At 64.3% G+C, this 14,330-nt stretch carries 12 protein-coding genes and 1 tRNA gene; 10 read left to right on the top strand and 3 right to left on the bottom strand.

Annotated features, from left to right (window positions below; translation table 11 throughout):
* A tRNA-Leu gene (locus tag ACE3QM_RS21910) sits at window positions 1-85 on the bottom strand.
* A gap of 166 nt (window positions 86-251) precedes the next feature.
* Between ACE3QM_RS21910 and ACE3QM_RS21905 the strand changes: the two genes are divergently transcribed.
* The 3 genes from ACE3QM_RS21905 to ACE3QM_RS21895 all read left to right on the top strand — a co-directional run bounded on the left by ACE3QM_RS21905 (window position 252) and on the right by ACE3QM_RS21895 (window position 3,805).
* Window positions 252-941, top strand: a complete 690-nt coding sequence (locus ACE3QM_RS21905; RefSeq protein ID WP_231460981.1) for a Bax inhibitor-1/YccA family protein — start codon at window positions 252-254, stop codon at window positions 939-941.
* 600 nt (window positions 942-1,541) lie between these two features.
* Complete coding sequence (locus tag ACE3QM_RS21900; protein WP_374424857.1) at window positions 1,542-3,332, top strand: S8 family serine peptidase; 1,791 nt, start codon at window positions 1,542-1,544, stop codon at window positions 3,330-3,332.
* A gap of 2 nt (window positions 3,333-3,334) precedes the next feature.
* Window positions 3,335-3,805: a hypothetical protein gene (locus tag ACE3QM_RS21895; protein WP_048407765.1), complete on the top strand. Its 471-nt coding sequence runs from the start codon at window positions 3,335-3,337 to the stop codon at window positions 3,803-3,805.
* Between the two features lie 49 nt (window positions 3,806-3,854).
* On the opposite strand, the gene ACE3QM_RS21890 is transcribed toward ACE3QM_RS21895, so the two are convergent.
* Together ACE3QM_RS21890 and pta are read right to left on the bottom strand one after the other, a co-directional pair.
* Window positions 3,855-5,339 carry a methyl-accepting chemotaxis protein gene (locus ACE3QM_RS21890; protein WP_374424854.1) on the bottom strand — a complete coding sequence of 495 codons (1,485 nt, stop codon included), beginning with the start codon at window positions 5,337-5,339 and terminating at the stop codon, window positions 3,855-3,857.
* A 201-nt stretch (window positions 5,340-5,540) separates the two neighbouring features.
* Window positions 5,541-7,634 (bottom strand): phosphate acetyltransferase, encoded by a 2,094-nt coding sequence (gene pta / locus ACE3QM_RS21885; protein WP_374424852.1) that lies wholly within the window; start codon window positions 7,632-7,634, stop codon window positions 5,541-5,543.
* A 684-nt stretch (window positions 7,635-8,318) separates the two neighbouring features.
* On the opposite strand from pta, the gene ACE3QM_RS21880 reads away from it, so the two are divergent.
* The 7 genes from ACE3QM_RS21880 to ACE3QM_RS21850 form a co-directional block, all read left to right on the top strand.
* The gene (locus ACE3QM_RS21880; RefSeq protein ID WP_048407768.1) at window positions 8,319-9,428 is read left to right on the top strand and encodes an aromatic ring-hydroxylating dioxygenase subunit alpha; all 1,110 of its coding nucleotides are present in this window, start codon (window positions 8,319-8,321) and stop codon (window positions 9,426-9,428) included.
* Between the two features lie 117 nt (window positions 9,429-9,545).
* On the top strand, window positions 9,546-10,031 hold the full coding sequence (locus ACE3QM_RS21875) for a hypothetical protein (RefSeq protein ID WP_231460977.1): 486 nt from the start codon (window positions 9,546-9,548) through the stop codon (window positions 10,029-10,031).
* Window positions 10,028-10,918 carry a DMT family transporter gene (locus ACE3QM_RS21870; protein WP_374424849.1) on the top strand — a complete coding sequence of 297 codons (891 nt, stop codon included), beginning with the start codon at window positions 10,028-10,030 and terminating at the stop codon, window positions 10,916-10,918. The genes ACE3QM_RS21875 and ACE3QM_RS21870 overlap by 4 nt, the downstream gene beginning before the upstream one ends.
* Before the next feature lie 81 nt (window positions 10,919-10,999).
* A complete protein-coding gene (locus ACE3QM_RS21865; RefSeq protein WP_374424859.1) occupies window positions 11,000-11,812 on the top strand; it encodes a DMT family transporter in 813 nt (270 codons plus the stop codon).
* A gap of 49 nt (window positions 11,813-11,861) precedes the next feature.
* Entirely contained in the window at window positions 11,862-12,380 is a 519-nt protein-coding gene (locus tag ACE3QM_RS21860) for a ClbS/DfsB family four-helix bundle protein (RefSeq protein WP_374424847.1), read from the top strand.
* A gap of 66 nt (window positions 12,381-12,446) precedes the next feature.
* Window positions 12,447-12,809 (top strand): STAS/SEC14 domain-containing protein, encoded by a 363-nt coding sequence (locus tag ACE3QM_RS21855; protein WP_048407772.1) that lies wholly within the window; start codon window positions 12,447-12,449, stop codon window positions 12,807-12,809.
* Window positions 12,810-12,906: 97 nt separating this feature from the next.
* On the top strand, window positions 12,907-14,330 hold a 1,424-nt coding region (locus ACE3QM_RS21850), incomplete at its 3' end, for a Tex-like N-terminal domain-containing protein (RefSeq protein WP_374424844.1).

The following is a 14,330-nucleotide window of genomic DNA, read 5'->3' as shown; positions in this document are numbered from 1 at the left end:
TGGTGCGAAAGGAGAGACTCGAACTCTCACGCCTTGCGGCGCTGGAACCTAAATCCAGTGCGTCTACCAATTCCGCCACTTTCGCTTTGATGCCGCTTGCAAATTAGACCGTAAGCCCTCATTTGCAAGGGAGTGCAAGAATACCCGAAGCGTTTGCGAGGCGCAAGCCGGGCCGCCGGGAAACTTATTGCCACGGCGGCTGTCACTGTCGGTACAATTTGATAAAAATCCCTTTGGAGAAAGGCTTAATTATGCACCCGAACCTTGAGACGGCCTATCAGACGACCGGTATGGCCGAGGTACGCCATAAGGTTCTTCGCAATACTTATGGCTTGCTGGGCCTGTCGATGATCCCCACGGTGATGGGCGCCATCGTCGGCACCAATATGAATTTCGGCTTCCTGGCCGGCAGCCCCATCATCGGCATGCTGGCGATCCTGGCCGTGTTTTACGGCTTGGTGTTCGCCATCGAGAAAAACCGCTACAGCTCGGCCGGCGTGTTCCTGATGCTGGGCTTCACCTTCCTGATGGGCTTGCTGTTGGGGCCCTTGCTGCAATTGGCGTTCCGGTTTTCCAACGGCGGCCAGCTGATCATGACCGCGGGCGCGGCCACCGCGCTGGTGTTCTTCGTGATGGCGGGCATCGCCACCACCACCAAGCGTGATCTGAGCGGCCTGGGCAACTTCCTGACCGTGGGCGCGATTGTGCTGATGGTGGCGGTGGTGGCCAATATCTTCCTGCGCATGCCGGCTTTCCAACTGATGATCTCCGCGGCTTTCGCGCTGTTCAGCTCGCTGATGATTCTGTGGCAGGTCAAGGTGGTGGTGGATGGCGGCGAGGACAGCTATATCTCCGCCGCGCTGTCGATCTACATCAGCATCTACAACCTGTTCACCAGCTTGCTGCAATTGCTGCTGGCCTTTGCAGGCGAGCGCGACTAAAACCTCGCGCCTTAAACGCATCCCATTCAAAACGCCCCGTCCGGGGCGTTTTTTTGTTCCTTTTCTTTCCCTTTTCAGTGCTTTTGTCTGACAAATCCTGACCTTGCCCATGGCCGAAAGCCGGCCGCGCCGCGCTTGCCCGGCGTGGGCCAAGTGCCTGTCCCTGTCGGCGGCTTGGTGAGTAAGCGGTTGATTTAGACCGGGTTTTATCTGTTTTGTTACGGGCTTATGTCATATTTGCAAATGGGAATTATTGCATTTTGCATTATGAAAATTTTATATACGATCAAAATTGCTAGGACTTTGGCATTTATGCTTTTGATGGTTCACTGCATTGGCCGGTACGCAATGTTGCGAAAGGAAGGCGGATGGAATCTCCGCTTCGTCCGTCGCTTGGCGGGCCGGCATTGGCGCCGCGGGCTTGCGTTTGGCAGGGTTTGACATCGAGTCCAGGTGTCGATGGCAGGCGCGGGCGGCGGGGCCACGCGATTTCGCGGCCGCTGGCAGGCGGCTGTGAATGGCCGGGAGCGATGGGGTGGCAGCCCCGGACTCACGGCGGTTTTTCTCAATCGACCGTAGTTTCGACACTTAGGAGATGCAATGCGTATCCATATCACGGTGGGCGCGGTTTCGTTGGCCCTGGCGTCCCTGGCCGGCCAGGCCGCCACGCCCTTGCAGCCGGGAGACCCGCTGGTTTCCCAACAATGGTTCTTGCAAAACACAGGGCAAAACGCGTTTTCGCAACGCGGCGGCGTGGCCGGCATTGATCTGAACCTGGCGCTCAGCCACTCGCGCAATATCCTGGGCCGCGGCGTGACGGTGACCGTCATCGACGACGGCCTGGAAATCCGCCACCCGGACCTGGCGGGCAATGTGGTGCCCGGCTCCAAGAACCTGGCCAACAATAGCGACGACCCGACCCCCAGCCTGGCCACCGACAGCCATGGCACCGCCGTGGCCGGCATCGCCGCCGCGGTGGGCTTCAATAATCTGGGCGGCCGCGGCGTGGCACCGTCGGCCAGCCTGAACGGTTTCAACTGGCTGAAGGCGCAAACCACCGCCGGCTGGATGCTGTCGCATGGCAAATCGCCGAGCGACGGCGCCGGCCAGTCGTCCACCAGCTCCCGCGTGTTCAACCAGAGCTATGGCAGTTCGGCGATCCGCTCGATTCCGGGCAACCCGGACACCGATATGACGCTGCGGGTGCGCGACGAAGCGCACGAGGACGTCAGCCTGCGCAGCAACGGCGGCAAGGGCGCGGTATTCGTCAAGTCGGCGGGCAATGCTTTCAGCAGCTTCCAGTCCGGCACCGGCAGCGATGGCAAGCCCACTTACATCCTGGCCAAGTCCGGCAACGATGGTCTGCCGATGCAGGATTCCAATCTGACCACCGACAACAGCAACTACTGGAACGTGGTGGTGTCGGCGCTGAACGCCGACGGCGTGCGCTCGTCCTACTCCTCGGTGGGCGCCAACGTGCTGTTGACCTCGCCCGGCGGCGAGTACGGCACCGCCAGCCCGGCGATGGTGACCACCGATCTGGTGGGTTGCGACCGCGGTTCCAACTCCACGCTGCGTCCGTCCACCAATCAGTTGCACGGCGGCACTACGCTGGATCCGAACTGCGATTATCGCGGCACCATGAACGGCACCTCCGCCGCGGCGCCGGCGGCTTCCGGCTCGTTCGCGTTGCTGATGGCGGCGTATCCCAATCTGAGCGCGCGCGATGTGCGCCACTTGCTGATCAAATCGGCGCGCAAGGTGGATGCCAACCATCCGGGCGTAACGCTAGCGTTCAAGGACGCCAAGGGCGGCGCGCACAGCTACCAGGCCTTGCCGGGATGGCGTAACAACGCCGCCGGTCTCGCTTTCCACCCGTTCTACGGCTTTGGCCTGATCGACGTGGACAAGGCGGTGGAGCTGGGCCGCAACCACACGCCGCTGACGGCGTTGGAGAAGACGCGCTGGCAGACGGTGTCGGTGATGAAGGCGATTCCCGACGCCAATGAAGCCGGGGTGGAGAGCGCGTACAATCATGCCGATGACCTGACGGTGGAGGCGGTGCAGGTGCTGGTGGACGCGCAGCACGGCCGCGCCAACGATCTGGCGGTGGAGCTGATTTCGCCGGCCGGCACCCGCTCGGTGTTGTTGTCGCCGCGCACCAGCCTGGTGAATGAAAACTATGGCTTGAATCAGCAGCGTCTGCTGTCCAACCACTTCTACGGCGAATCGGCGCGCGGCCAATGGCGGCTGCGCGTAATCGACACCAATGGCGCCGAGTACTTCTATGACTACCGCGACGGTCAAGGCCAGCGCACGCTGAGCCTGCCCAACGCCACCGGCACGCTGCGGTCTTGGTCCATCCGCTTCATCGGCCACAAAGGAGCATAACGATGAAACATTCCCTGATTCTGGCCGGCCTGCTGGCGCTGGCCGCTGCGGCCCAGGCCGCCGACGTTCCGTCCTTCAAGCAGAAGCCGGACGGCCAGCCGCTGGTGATCAACGGCAAGACTTATTACAAGCAGGCGGCTCCGGCCGGCAAGCTGCCGCTGGGCGTCAGCGCCCGCTCGGCGGCGAGCGAGGGCGGCGTGACGCTGAAGCGCGGCGATGTGCTGCGCTCGGAGGGCGAAGTGGCGCCGTCCAAGGCCAGCGGCGTGGTGATGGTCAAGCTGGCTTCGCCGCGCGACGAGGCCGCGGTGGCGCGCGACCACAGCCTGAGCGTGCGTTATCGCACCCAGAGCGTGGTGGTGTTCGACGCGCCGGCCCAGGCCGAACTGTTGTCCTTGCAGCAGCGCCTGGCCGCGGACAAGCGCGTCAAGCAGGTGCAGTTGGAGGTGTTCAGCAATAGCGAGTTGCCGCAGTAAGGGCGTTCGCCACTCCAAAGGACGACGCCGGCCTACAGGCCGGCGTTTTTCATGCCGCGGCGTTTTGCGCGTGCAAATGGCGCGCGCTTTGGCCCAGATCTTCCAGCAAATGGTCCAGCCGCGCGATGGCGTCGGCGATGGCCTGGGTTTCACCGGACAGGCTGCGCGTGGATTCGCCCACCGCGGTGATGTCGCTGGCGAACTGGGCGAAACCCTGGTTCTGATTGGCTTCCGCCTGCGACATCTGGCTGAGCAGGCTGGCCAGTTCGCCGGTTTCGCCTATGATGCCGGACAGCTTGCGCTGGGCGTCCAGCGAGTTGTCGCGGCCGGCCTGCATCTGCTGATTGCCGTCGCGCATCGCCAGCAGCGCTTGATTGGTGCCGTCGACGATCAGGCGGATTTTCTGCTCTATGTCCAAGGTGGCGTTCTGGGTGCGCTCGGCCAGCTTGCGCACCTCGTCGGCCACCACCGCGAAGCCGCGGCCCAATTCGCCGGCGCGCGCCGCCTCGATGGCGGCGTTGAGCGCCAGCAGATTGGTCTGGTCGGCGATGTCGCGGATCAATTGCACGATGCCGCTGACCTCGGCGCTGCGTTCGCCCAATTGTTCCAGCCGGCCGGAAGCCAGCGCGATCACCTCGCCGGCCTTGCTCAGCTGGCGCACCGCCTGGTCCATCGCCGCGCCGCCGCCCAAGGCGGCCTGGCCGGCGGTATGGGCCAATTGGGTGGCGGTCACCGATTGCTCGGCGTTCTGGCTGGTGACCACCGCCATTTGCTGGGCGATCACCACCATGTCCTCGGAGCGTTCGCGCTGGCTGGCCATGGTGTCGGCCATATTGCCGGTACTGCCGGCGATGTCGCGGCTGGCGCTGGACGCGGCCTGGATGGATTGGGTCAACTGGGCCATCAGTTGCCGCATCGCCAGCTGCGCCTGTTCGGCTTCGCTCCGCGCGCTTTCCAGTTTCTCGAAGCTTTTGACCTTGGCCTTGTCGAAAGCCAGCGCCAGCGCCAGCACCACCAGGGACAGGCCGGCCAGAGACTTGGCCTGCAGCTTGGGGATTTCCGCGTGGGGAATCGGGTTGGCCGGCAGCAGGCCCTGGGCGCTCAGCCACAGGAACAGGCCGATGGCGGCCACGGTCAGCGCCAGCCAGACCATGCCGGAGACGCGGGTGGCGACGAAGACGGCGGTGAAGGGAATGGCGGCGAACCAGACGATGCTGGTGGATTGGATGCCGCCGTTGACGTAGACCATCCAGCACACCATCGCGTACATGCAGCTGGTGATGAATTCCGCGCTGAAGCGCACCGCGCCGCTGAGCTTGAGCAGCAGCGGCCCCAGCAGCAGGCCCAGGCCGCCGAGCGCGATGCCGGCGGCCATCGCGCGGTGGCCCAGTTGCAGGTATTCGACGGCGAACAGCGGCGCCACCAGGCCGGCCAGCAGGCCGACGCCGACGACGGTGCGGCCGCGGATCGCCTGTTCCGGAGATAGGCGGACGCGGTCCGGGATGAACCATTCGGTGATGGTTTGAATCGACATGGAGTGCCCCTCTGATGCGTTGTAGACGCGGCTGCGGACGCAGCTTGTTGTTGTGCGGCTCTTATGGCGCTCCAATGTAAAACAATTGTTTGAATTAACGCAATGGCATGAACGGGCAGGGCGGTACTGGGGAAGGGCGCTGTTGCGCGGAATGGCGAAACCGCCTGCCGGGCGGCAGGCGGTTGGATAGGGAGGCTGGGCTTAGATGGATTCGCCTTGCTCCGCCTGCAGCGCAGTCAGGGCGATGGTGTAGACGATGTCGTCCACCAGCGCGCCGCGCGACAGGTCGTTGACCGGCTTGCGCAGGCCTTGCAGCATCGGGCCCACCGACACCACATTGGCCGAGCGCTGCACCGCCTTGTAGGTGGTGTTGCCGGTGTTGAGGTCCGGGAACACGAACACGGTGGCGCGTCCGGCCACCGCGCTGTCCGGCGCTTTCTGGCGGCCGACGGATTCCACGCTGGCGGCGTCGTACTGCATCGGGCCGTCTATCAGCAGGTCCGGCCGCTTTTCCTTGGCGATGCGGGTGGCTTCGCGCACTTTCTCCACGTCCGAGCCGCTGCCGGAGGAGCCGGTGGAGTAGGAGATCATCGCCACTCGCGGCGGAATGCCGAAGGCGGCGGCGGAATCCGCCGACTGAATGGCGATGTCGGCCAACTGTTCGGCGTCCGGGTCCGGGTTCACCGCGCAGTCGCCGTAAACCAGCACCTGTTCCGGCATCAGCATGAAGAACACGCTGGACACGATGCGGGCTCCCGGCGCGGTCTTGATCAGTTGCAGGGCGGGGCGGATGGTGTTGGCGGTGGTATGCACCGCGCCGGACACCAGGCCGTCCACTTCGTCCAGCGCCAGCATCATGGTACCCATCACCACATTGTCTTCCAGTTGCTGCTCGGCCATGGGCGCGTTCAGGCCCTTGCTCTTGCGCAGCTCCACCATCGGCGGCACGTAACGGCCGCGCACCTCGTTGGGATCGATGATTTCCACCGATTCCGGCAGCGTCACGCCCTGGGCTTCCGCCACTTGCAGGATTTCGGCGCGCTGGCCGATCAGCACGCAGCGGGCGATGCCCTTCTCGTGGCAGATGGCGGCGGCCTGTATCGTGCGCGGCTCGTTGCCTTCCGGCAGCACGATGCGCTTATTCGCCTTGCGCGCCTTCTCCATCAACTGATAGCGGAAGGCCGGCGGCGGCAGGCGCAGTTCCTGCGGCGTGCCGATGTATTGCTTCAGCGGCGCCACGTTCAGGTGCTCGGCGACGAATTCGATCACGCGCTCCATGCGCTCGCGGTCGTCGGACGGCACTTGCAAGCTCATATTATTGAGCGCGCTGCTGGTATCGAAGGTGTTGGATTCGCTGGCCATCACCGGCATGCCGCCGGTGAAGGCCTGCTGGCACAGCAGCATGATGCGCGGGTCCGGCATCGAGTCGCAGGTCAGCAACAGGCCGGCCAGCGGCACCCCGTTCATCGCCGCCATCGCGGTGGCCAGCACGATGTCCTCGCGGTCGCCCGGGGTGATGATCAACGCGCCGGGCTTGAGCAGGTGCACGATATTGGGCACGGTGCGGGCGGTCACCACCATGGTGCGCACGCGGCGGCTGGTCAATTGGCCGGCGTGCAGCAGCCGCGCCTTCAAGTGATTGGCCACGTCCAGCGTGCGCGGCGCCAGTAGTTCCGGCTCGTGTGGAATGGCGCCCAGCATCGGCAGCCGCGCCTTTTTCATCAGGCTGCTGCTCTCCAGCACCTCGGTGGCGATGTCCTGGGCGTCCTGGTCCTTGGGCACCCGGTTGAGGATGTAGCCGGCGATCTGGCCGCCCTGGCCGCCGCCAAAGGCCTGGATGCTCATTTCCAGTTGCTCGGCGATTTCATGGCTGGCCAGATTGTCGGCGGCGCTGACCAGGATGGTCTGCGCCTGCAGATTGCGCGCGATCTTGGTGTTCAGAAAGGTGGAGAACACCTGCTTCTGGTCCGGCACCAGGCCTTCCACCAGCACCACGTCCACCTGGTTGGCCGCCTGTTGGTACAGGCTGACCACTTCTTCCATCAATTGATCCACCTGACCCTTGGACAGCAGGTGCTCGACCCGCTCCATCGGAATCGGTTCCGGCGGGTTGAGCCGGCAGATGGCGCGCGCGAAATGAGTGGAGCGCTCTGGCTCCTTGGGGTCGGCGCCCTGGGCGATGGGCTTGACGAAGCCGACGCGCAGGCCGGCCTGTTCCAGGCTGTGAATGGCGCCCAGCGCCACCGAGGTCAGGCCGGCATTGAAGCCGATGGGAGCGAGGAAGAAGGTTTGCATGTTTTCAGAGGCTTTCCTGTGGCGCGCGGCGGGAGCGGGCGCGATAGACTGCCGCGAACCGACAAGGCGGCAAGGCTGGCTGTAGGCGCAACACGCGCGAGATCATTAAATTGGGCATTTGAGCAAAAATCCGCATTTTTCCGCCATGGCGGCCGCGCAGGCGGCCGTGGCGGCGGGAAGGGTTTTCCCGCCGGCGCCGCCTAGGCATTCCAATCGGTATAGCATTGCCGGACTGCCGCGTCAGCGCAGGGGCGCGACTGGCGCGAAACATGGCTGCGGCTGGTTTTGCGCGGCGCTCATTGCAACTGGCCGCACATCGGCTACAGTCCAGATGGGGCGTTGGCGCCAAGCCTGGCGCGCAAGGGCGACGACCATGGCGGCGATTATAGCACCGCGAATTAACCGACTCTAATGTTGCAATGCAATGTTATTGATAAAGCGTTGATTTCTATCAAAAATATCATTCCAAATATTATTTGGATCGCGCAAGCTGATGTTTTTGCGCCAAAAACCCGCTGACGCGAGAGAGGAAAGGCTTGCCCCGGTGGGGGGGCGGGGGCATAATCCGCCCCTCTGTCGCAAGGTTCGGCCTTGTTTTTGTTGATTGTTTTTGATAGTCCCGCAAACTCGTTTCAAGCGAGATTCGGCTGGTCTTATATCTTCTACCACGGAGGTGTGGGAATAATGTCTGATCTGGCTTCCGCGCAGTTGCTTCAAGCTTCTGCTGCTCAGCTACCCGTCTATACCTATTTTGATCCTGCCTATTACGCTCAGGAACAGCGGCTGCTGTTTGGAGACGCGCCCATCTACTATGGCCATGAGCTGATGACGCCGAACGCAGGCGATTATCAGACCCTGGACTGGATGGGCCACGGCAAGATGCTCAAGAATGTGGATGGCCGGATCAAGCTGATCTCCAATGTCTGCCGTCACCGCCAGGCCATCATTTATAAAGGCCGCGGCAACGGCAACCATATCGTCTGCAATCTGCACGGCTGGACCTATGACGCCGAGGGCGCCTTGCTGGGCGCGCCGCATTTCCCGGAAACGCCGTGCCTGAAGCTGAACCAGACCGAGCTGACGCGCTGGAACGGCCTCTTGTTCGACGCGCGCCGCGATGTGGCGCGCGATCTGGAAAACCTGGGCGTGGCCAAGCATATGCGCTTTGACGGCTACGCCTACCACTCCAGCCATCTGAGCGAGTACGACTTCAACTGGAAGACCTTCATCGAAGTGTATTCCGAGGATTACCACGTCGATCCCTTCCACCCCGGCCTGGGTAATTTCGTCGATTGCGGCGACCTGAAATGGGAGTGGGGCGCGCAATACCATGTGCAGACCGTGGGCGTGAAGAACAAGCTGGCCACTTCCGGCTCCCGTGTCTATGGCAAGTGGCACGAGGAAGTCCGCCGCCGCTACGCCGACCAGCAGCCGGAATTCGGCGCCATCTGGCTGACCTACTACCCCAACATCATGGTGGAGTGGTATCCGCACGTGCTGGTGGTCAGCGTGGTGATGCCGCGCGGCCCGGAGCAGTGCACGGTGCTGACCGAGTTCTACTACCCGGAGGACGTGGTGTGGTTCGAGCCGGAGTTCATCGAGGCGGAGCAGGCGGCTTATTTCGAAACCGCCAAGGAAGACGACGAGATCTGCTACCGCATGCACGAAGGACGCCGCGCGCTGTGGTTGCGCGGCGAAAGCGAGGTGGGGCCTTACCAATCGCCCACCGAGGAAGGCATGCAGCACTTCCACGAGTTCTACCGCGGCAAGATGGGCGCGGCGCTGGCTGGTTAAGCTGCGGCTTGCGGTGTCATAATGCGAAGGCGCGGACGGGGTCCGCGCCTTTCTTATTCTGGTTTGCCCGATTCCATGCTTAAAACGCTTTTTCGCTGTTTGCCCTTGTTATTGGTCTTGCAGGTCCCTCTGGCGCAGGCCGCCGTCTATGCCGATGCCGCCAGCCGGGTGCGTTTCAACGTCCCGCCGGGCTGGAAAGTGCGGCCCAGCGTGGTGGATGGCCAGCGCGTACTGCGGGTGGTGCCGCCCAAGGCGGACCAGCGCGAGCGCGCCGCCATCGATGTGCAGATCATCGCGCGCAAGTCCGGGCGCGGCGACACGCTGGCGCGGCTGGCGCAGAAATACCGCCGCGAGGATGGCGACCGCGAAGCCGCCAACTTCGTGCGCAGCAACAGCCGCAACGGCCGGCTGGTCACCGAATACCGCGACGGTCGCCTGGTGTCCAACCGCTTGTGGATCGTCCGCCATAATCTGCACGTGTTCCAGTTGGGCGACAAGAAGCGGGTGGCCGAGGCGCGCTGCACCGCCAACGCGTCCGAATTCAAGACTTACCGCCGTCAGATGGAGTCCATCTGCCTGTCGCTGGAATGGCTGAAGCGATGACGCCGGCCTGGCGCGACGGCGCGCTGAGGCTGGGACGGCGTTTGCGCCAGGGCCGCTTGGGCGCCGGCTGGATGGTGGTGGCGGCCTTGTGCTTCGCGCTGATGAGCATGTTCGTCAAGCTGGGCGCCGCCACTTTTGGCTCCACCGAGCTGCTGTTCTGGCGCACCGCCATCGGCGCGCTGACCTTGGGCGCGGCGATGGCCTGGCGGCGGCAATCGCCGCTGACGCCGCATTGGCGCGGCCACATCAAGCGCAGCTTCGTCGGCTATGCGTCCATGGTGGCGCTGTTCTACGCGCTGACCCGGCTGCCCTTGTCCACCGCGGTGACGCTGAATTACACCTCCTCGCTGTTCTTCGCCTTGCTGTGCGTGGTCAAGCTGAAGGACAGGCTGACGCCGCGCACCGGCCTGGCCTTGCTGCTGGGCTTTGTCGGCATCGTCGTGCTGCTGCGGCCCACTTTCAGCTCGGCACAGTGGCTGGCCGGTCTGATCGGCCTGACGTCCGGCATCAGCGCCGGTTACGCGGTGTTTCAGGTGCGCGAGCTGGGCCAGATGGGGGAGCCATCCTGGAAAGTGGTGTTCTGGTTTTTCGCTATTTCCAGCCTGTTCGGCGGCATTTGGCTCATTCTGGGGCCGGGCTTCAGCGCGGTGACGGCGGAGAATGTCTTGCCGCTGCTCGGCGTCGGCGTTTGCGGCATGCTGGGCCAGTTGGCGATGACTCGCGCTTACAAGGACGGGCGCAAATACCTGGTGGCCAGCTTTGGCTACCTGACGGTGCTGTTTTCCGTGCTGCTGGGCGTGGTGCTGTGGGGCGATCCGCTGAGCGCCTGGTCGCTGGCGGCGATGGCCCTGATTGTGGGGTCCGGCCTGATGGCGGCCCTGCGTTGAAGCAGGGCTTGAGGGTTCAACAAGAATGAATAAGGATAATGTGGTTTGACTAGTGCAAAGTGGCGCCTGGGTTCGGGCTGGATGGTGGTGGCGGCGGTGTTTTTCGGCCTGATGGGGGTGTTCGTCAAGCTGGGCGCCGAATATTTCTCCTCCACCGAGCTGGTGTTCTGGCGCACCCTGATGGGCGTGGTCACCCTGGGCGCGGCGGCCTTGTGGCGGCGCGATCGCTTCGCCACGCCCTTGCTGCGCTACCACGTGCAGCGCGGCCTGATCGGCTATGTCTCGATGCTATTGTATTTCTACGCCATCGCCCATCTGCCCTTGTCCACCGCGGTGACGCTCAACTACACCTCGCCGATGTTCCTGGCGCTGCTGTCGGTGGTGCTGCTGCGCGAGCGCCTGCCCAAGCAGGCGCTGGCCGGCCTGGCGCTGGGCTTTGTCGGCGTGGTGCTGTTGCTGCGCCCCACGCTGTCCAGCGAGGCCTGGGTGGCCGGCCTGCTCGGCGTCGGTTCCGGCCTGCTGGCCGGCTGGTCTTATCTGCACGTCCGCGAACTGGGCCGCCAGGGCGAGCCGGAGTGGAAGGTGGTGTTCTATTTCGCGCTGATCTCCACGCTGGGCGGCCTGCTGCTGATGCTGTTCGAAACCTGGCATCCGGTGACGCTGCAGAACGCCTGGCTGCTGCTGGGCCTGGGGACCACCGCCACCATCGCCCAATTGGCGATGACCCGCGCTTATAAGGTGGGACGCAAGCTCTTGGCCGCCAATCTGTCCTATCTGACCGTGGTGTTTTCCACCCTGTTGGGCGTCGGCCTGTGGGGCGACCCGCTCAGCGCCGCCAGCCTGGCGGCGATGGGTTTGATCATCGTCAGCGGCATGCTGGCCAGCCGGCGTTAAGCTGGGAGCGAAACCCGGCGCTGCGCCGGGCCAGTCTGGGAGAGCGACGATGGCGGTACCGGCGGACAAGGCGGCCTTGCTGGCGGCGATGCGGGATGAATACCGGCGCTTGCGCGCGGTGCTGGCGCGGGTGCCGCCGGAGCGCGCCTTCGTGCCGGAACTGGACGGCCACGCCAAGGGCAGCCAGATGAGCGCTGCGGACCTGCTGGCCTACCTGCTGGGCTGGCAGGCATTGGTGCTGAAGTGGCACCGGCTGGAGCGGGAAGGTTTGCCGATAGACTTTCCCGACACTGGCTACCGTTGGAACCAACTGGGCCTGCTGGCGCAGAAGTTCTACCGCGATTGCCAAGGAATCGGAGACTGGGCGCGGCTATGCGCGCTGCTGGACGACAGCCAGCGCCAGGTGGAGGCGCTGGTGGAGGGCTACTCCGACGAGGCGCTGTACGGCCGGCCCTGGTACGAAAAATGGACGCGCGGGCGGATGATTCAGTTCAACACCGCCTCGCCCTGCCGCAACGCCCGCGGGCGCTTCGCCGCCTGGCTCAAGACGCTGCCGCCGACCGCCTGAAAAAGCTTGCCGCGCCAGTGCTGCCCGGCCTTAAAATGAAAGCGACACCGCATAAAGGAGAAGCACATGATCTCGATACGCGAACAACACTATGGCCTGGACGTGGCGCTGTACAACGAATTCACGCTGGCGGATTTCAAGTTGCTGGAAGAGGCGCTGCTCAAGCGCCAGTCCGAGTGCGACAAGCCGGATCTGCTATTGGACCTGAGCGAGCTGAAGGACTTCACGCTGGACATGGCGCTGGAAGAGGTCAAATTCATGCGCGCGCATGAAAACCATGTCGGCCGCGTGGCGCTGGTGGTCAGCGATGTGTGGATCAAGCTGGCCGCCCACATCGCCGGCCTGCTGTCCAATACCCACACCCAGTATTTCGACACCGCCGAGGAAGCCCAGGCCTGGCTGGAGCGGCCGGTGGCCGCCGGTACCTAATGCCGGTTCCGGGACGTCCGATGCGGCGTCCCGGTTGATTTTGTCGGCGATGGCGGTAGAGTAGCGGTTTTTGTTCAACTCGAAAGAATAAAAACCGATGTTGAAAAGCATTTCCAACCGTCTGGCGGCGGAACTCTCCGTCCGCGAGGCGCAAGTATCCGCCACCATCGAACTGATAGACGGCGGCGCCACCGTTCCCTTCATCGCCCGCTACCGCAAGGAAGTCACCGGCGGCCTGGACGACACCCAGCTTCGCACCCTGGCCGAGCGCCTGGTGTATCTGCGCGAACTGGACGAGCGCCGCGTCAGCATCCTCGGCAGCATTTCCGAGCAAGGCAAGCTGAGTCCCGAACTGGAGGCCGCGCTCTACGCCGCCGACAACAAGACCACGCTGGAAGACCTTTACCTCCCCTACAAACCCAAGCGCCGGACCAAGGCGCAGATCGCGCGCGAAGCCGGGCTGGAGCCTCTGGCCGACGGCTTGCTGACCGACCCGAGCCAGGACCCCAACGCCGCCGCGGCCGCCTATGTCAACGCCGAGGCCGGCGTGGCCGACGCCAAGGCGGCGCTGGACGGCGCGCGCGCCATCCTGATCGAGCGCTTCGCCGAGGATGCCGAACTCCTGGGCCAATTGCGCGAAAAGCTGTGGAGCGAGGGCGAGTTGGCCGGCCTGGTGGTGGCCGGCAAGGAGCACGAGGGCGCCAAGTTCTCCGATTATTTCGAGCACCGCGAAGCGATTCGCTCCACCCCATCGCACCGTGCCTTGGCGCTGTTGCGCGGCCGCAACGAGGGCGTGCTCAGCCTGACGCTGAAGTACCAGCCGGATGAGACTCCGATCACCGAGCGCTCCGCCTACGAGCAGTTGATCGCCGCGCGCTTCGGCGTGCGCGACGCCGGCCGCCCAGCCGACAAATGGCTGCTGGACGGCGTGCGCCTGTGCTGGCGCGCCAAGATCTTCCTGTCGCTGGAACTGGAGCTGGTGTCGCGGCTCAAGGACGCCGCCGACGCCGAGGCGATCAAGGTGTTCGCCGACAATCTGCACGACCTCTTGCTGGCGGCCCCGGCCGGCCAGCGCGCCACGCTGGGCCTGGACCCGGGCCTGCGCACCGGCTGCAAGGTGGCGGTGGTGGACGGCACCGGCAAGCTCTTGGACACCGCCACGATCTACCCGCACGAGCCGCGCCGCGATTGGGACCGCTCGCTGGCGGTGCTGGGCGCCTTGTGCGCGCGCCACCGCGTGGATCTGATCGCCATCGGCAACGGTACCGCCAGCCGTGAAACCGACAAGCTGGCGCAGGAACTGATCCGCGCCTATCCGCAGCTGGGCATGACCAAGATCGTGGTGTCCGAGGCCGGCGCCTCGGTGTACTCGGCCTCGGAACTGGCGGCGCGGGAATTCCCGGACCTGGATGTGTCGCTGCGCGGCGCGGTCTCCATCGCCCGCCGCTTGCAGGACCCGCTGGCCGAGCTGGTGAAGATCGATCCCAAGTCCATCGGCGTCGGCCAGTACCAGCACGACGT

It is taken from the genome of Chromobacterium sp., from assembly GCF_041912965.1.
GTDB classification, from domain to species: domain Bacteria; phylum Pseudomonadota; class Gammaproteobacteria; order Burkholderiales; family Chromobacteriaceae; genus Chromobacterium; species Chromobacterium aquaticum.
The sequence above is the reverse complement of the archived record's forward strand: the minus strand, read 5'-3'. Positions and strand labels throughout refer to the sequence as shown.

Coding starts and splice junctions, on each gene's coding strand:
- ACE3QM_RS21905 (WP_231460981.1), top strand. CDS start 252: ATGCACCCGAACCTTGAGACGGCCTATCAGACGACCGGTATGGCCGAG.
- ACE3QM_RS21900 (WP_374424857.1), top strand. CDS start 1,542: ATGCGTATCCATATCACGGTGGGCGCGGTTTCGTTGGCCCTGGCGTCC.
- ACE3QM_RS21895 (WP_048407765.1), top strand. CDS start 3,335: ATGAAACATTCCCTGATTCTGGCCGGCCTGCTGGCGCTGGCCGCTGCG.
- ACE3QM_RS21890 (WP_374424854.1), bottom strand. CDS start 5,339: ATGTCGATTCAAACCATCACCGAATGGTTCATCCCGGACCGCGTCCGC.
- pta (WP_374424852.1), bottom strand. CDS start 7,634: ATGCAAACCTTCTTCCTCGCTCCCATCGGCTTCAATGCCGGCCTGACC.
- ACE3QM_RS21880 (WP_048407768.1), top strand. CDS start 8,319: ATGTCTGATCTGGCTTCCGCGCAGTTGCTTCAAGCTTCTGCTGCTCAG.
- ACE3QM_RS21870 (WP_374424849.1), top strand. CDS start 10,028: ATGACGCCGGCCTGGCGCGACGGCGCGCTGAGGCTGGGACGGCGTTTG.
- ACE3QM_RS21865 (WP_374424859.1), top strand. CDS start 11,000: ATGGTGGTGGCGGCGGTGTTTTTCGGCCTGATGGGGGTGTTCGTCAAG.
- ACE3QM_RS21860 (WP_374424847.1), top strand. CDS start 11,862: ATGGCGGTACCGGCGGACAAGGCGGCCTTGCTGGCGGCGATGCGGGAT.
- ACE3QM_RS21855 (WP_048407772.1), top strand. CDS start 12,447: ATGATCTCGATACGCGAACAACACTATGGCCTGGACGTGGCGCTGTAC.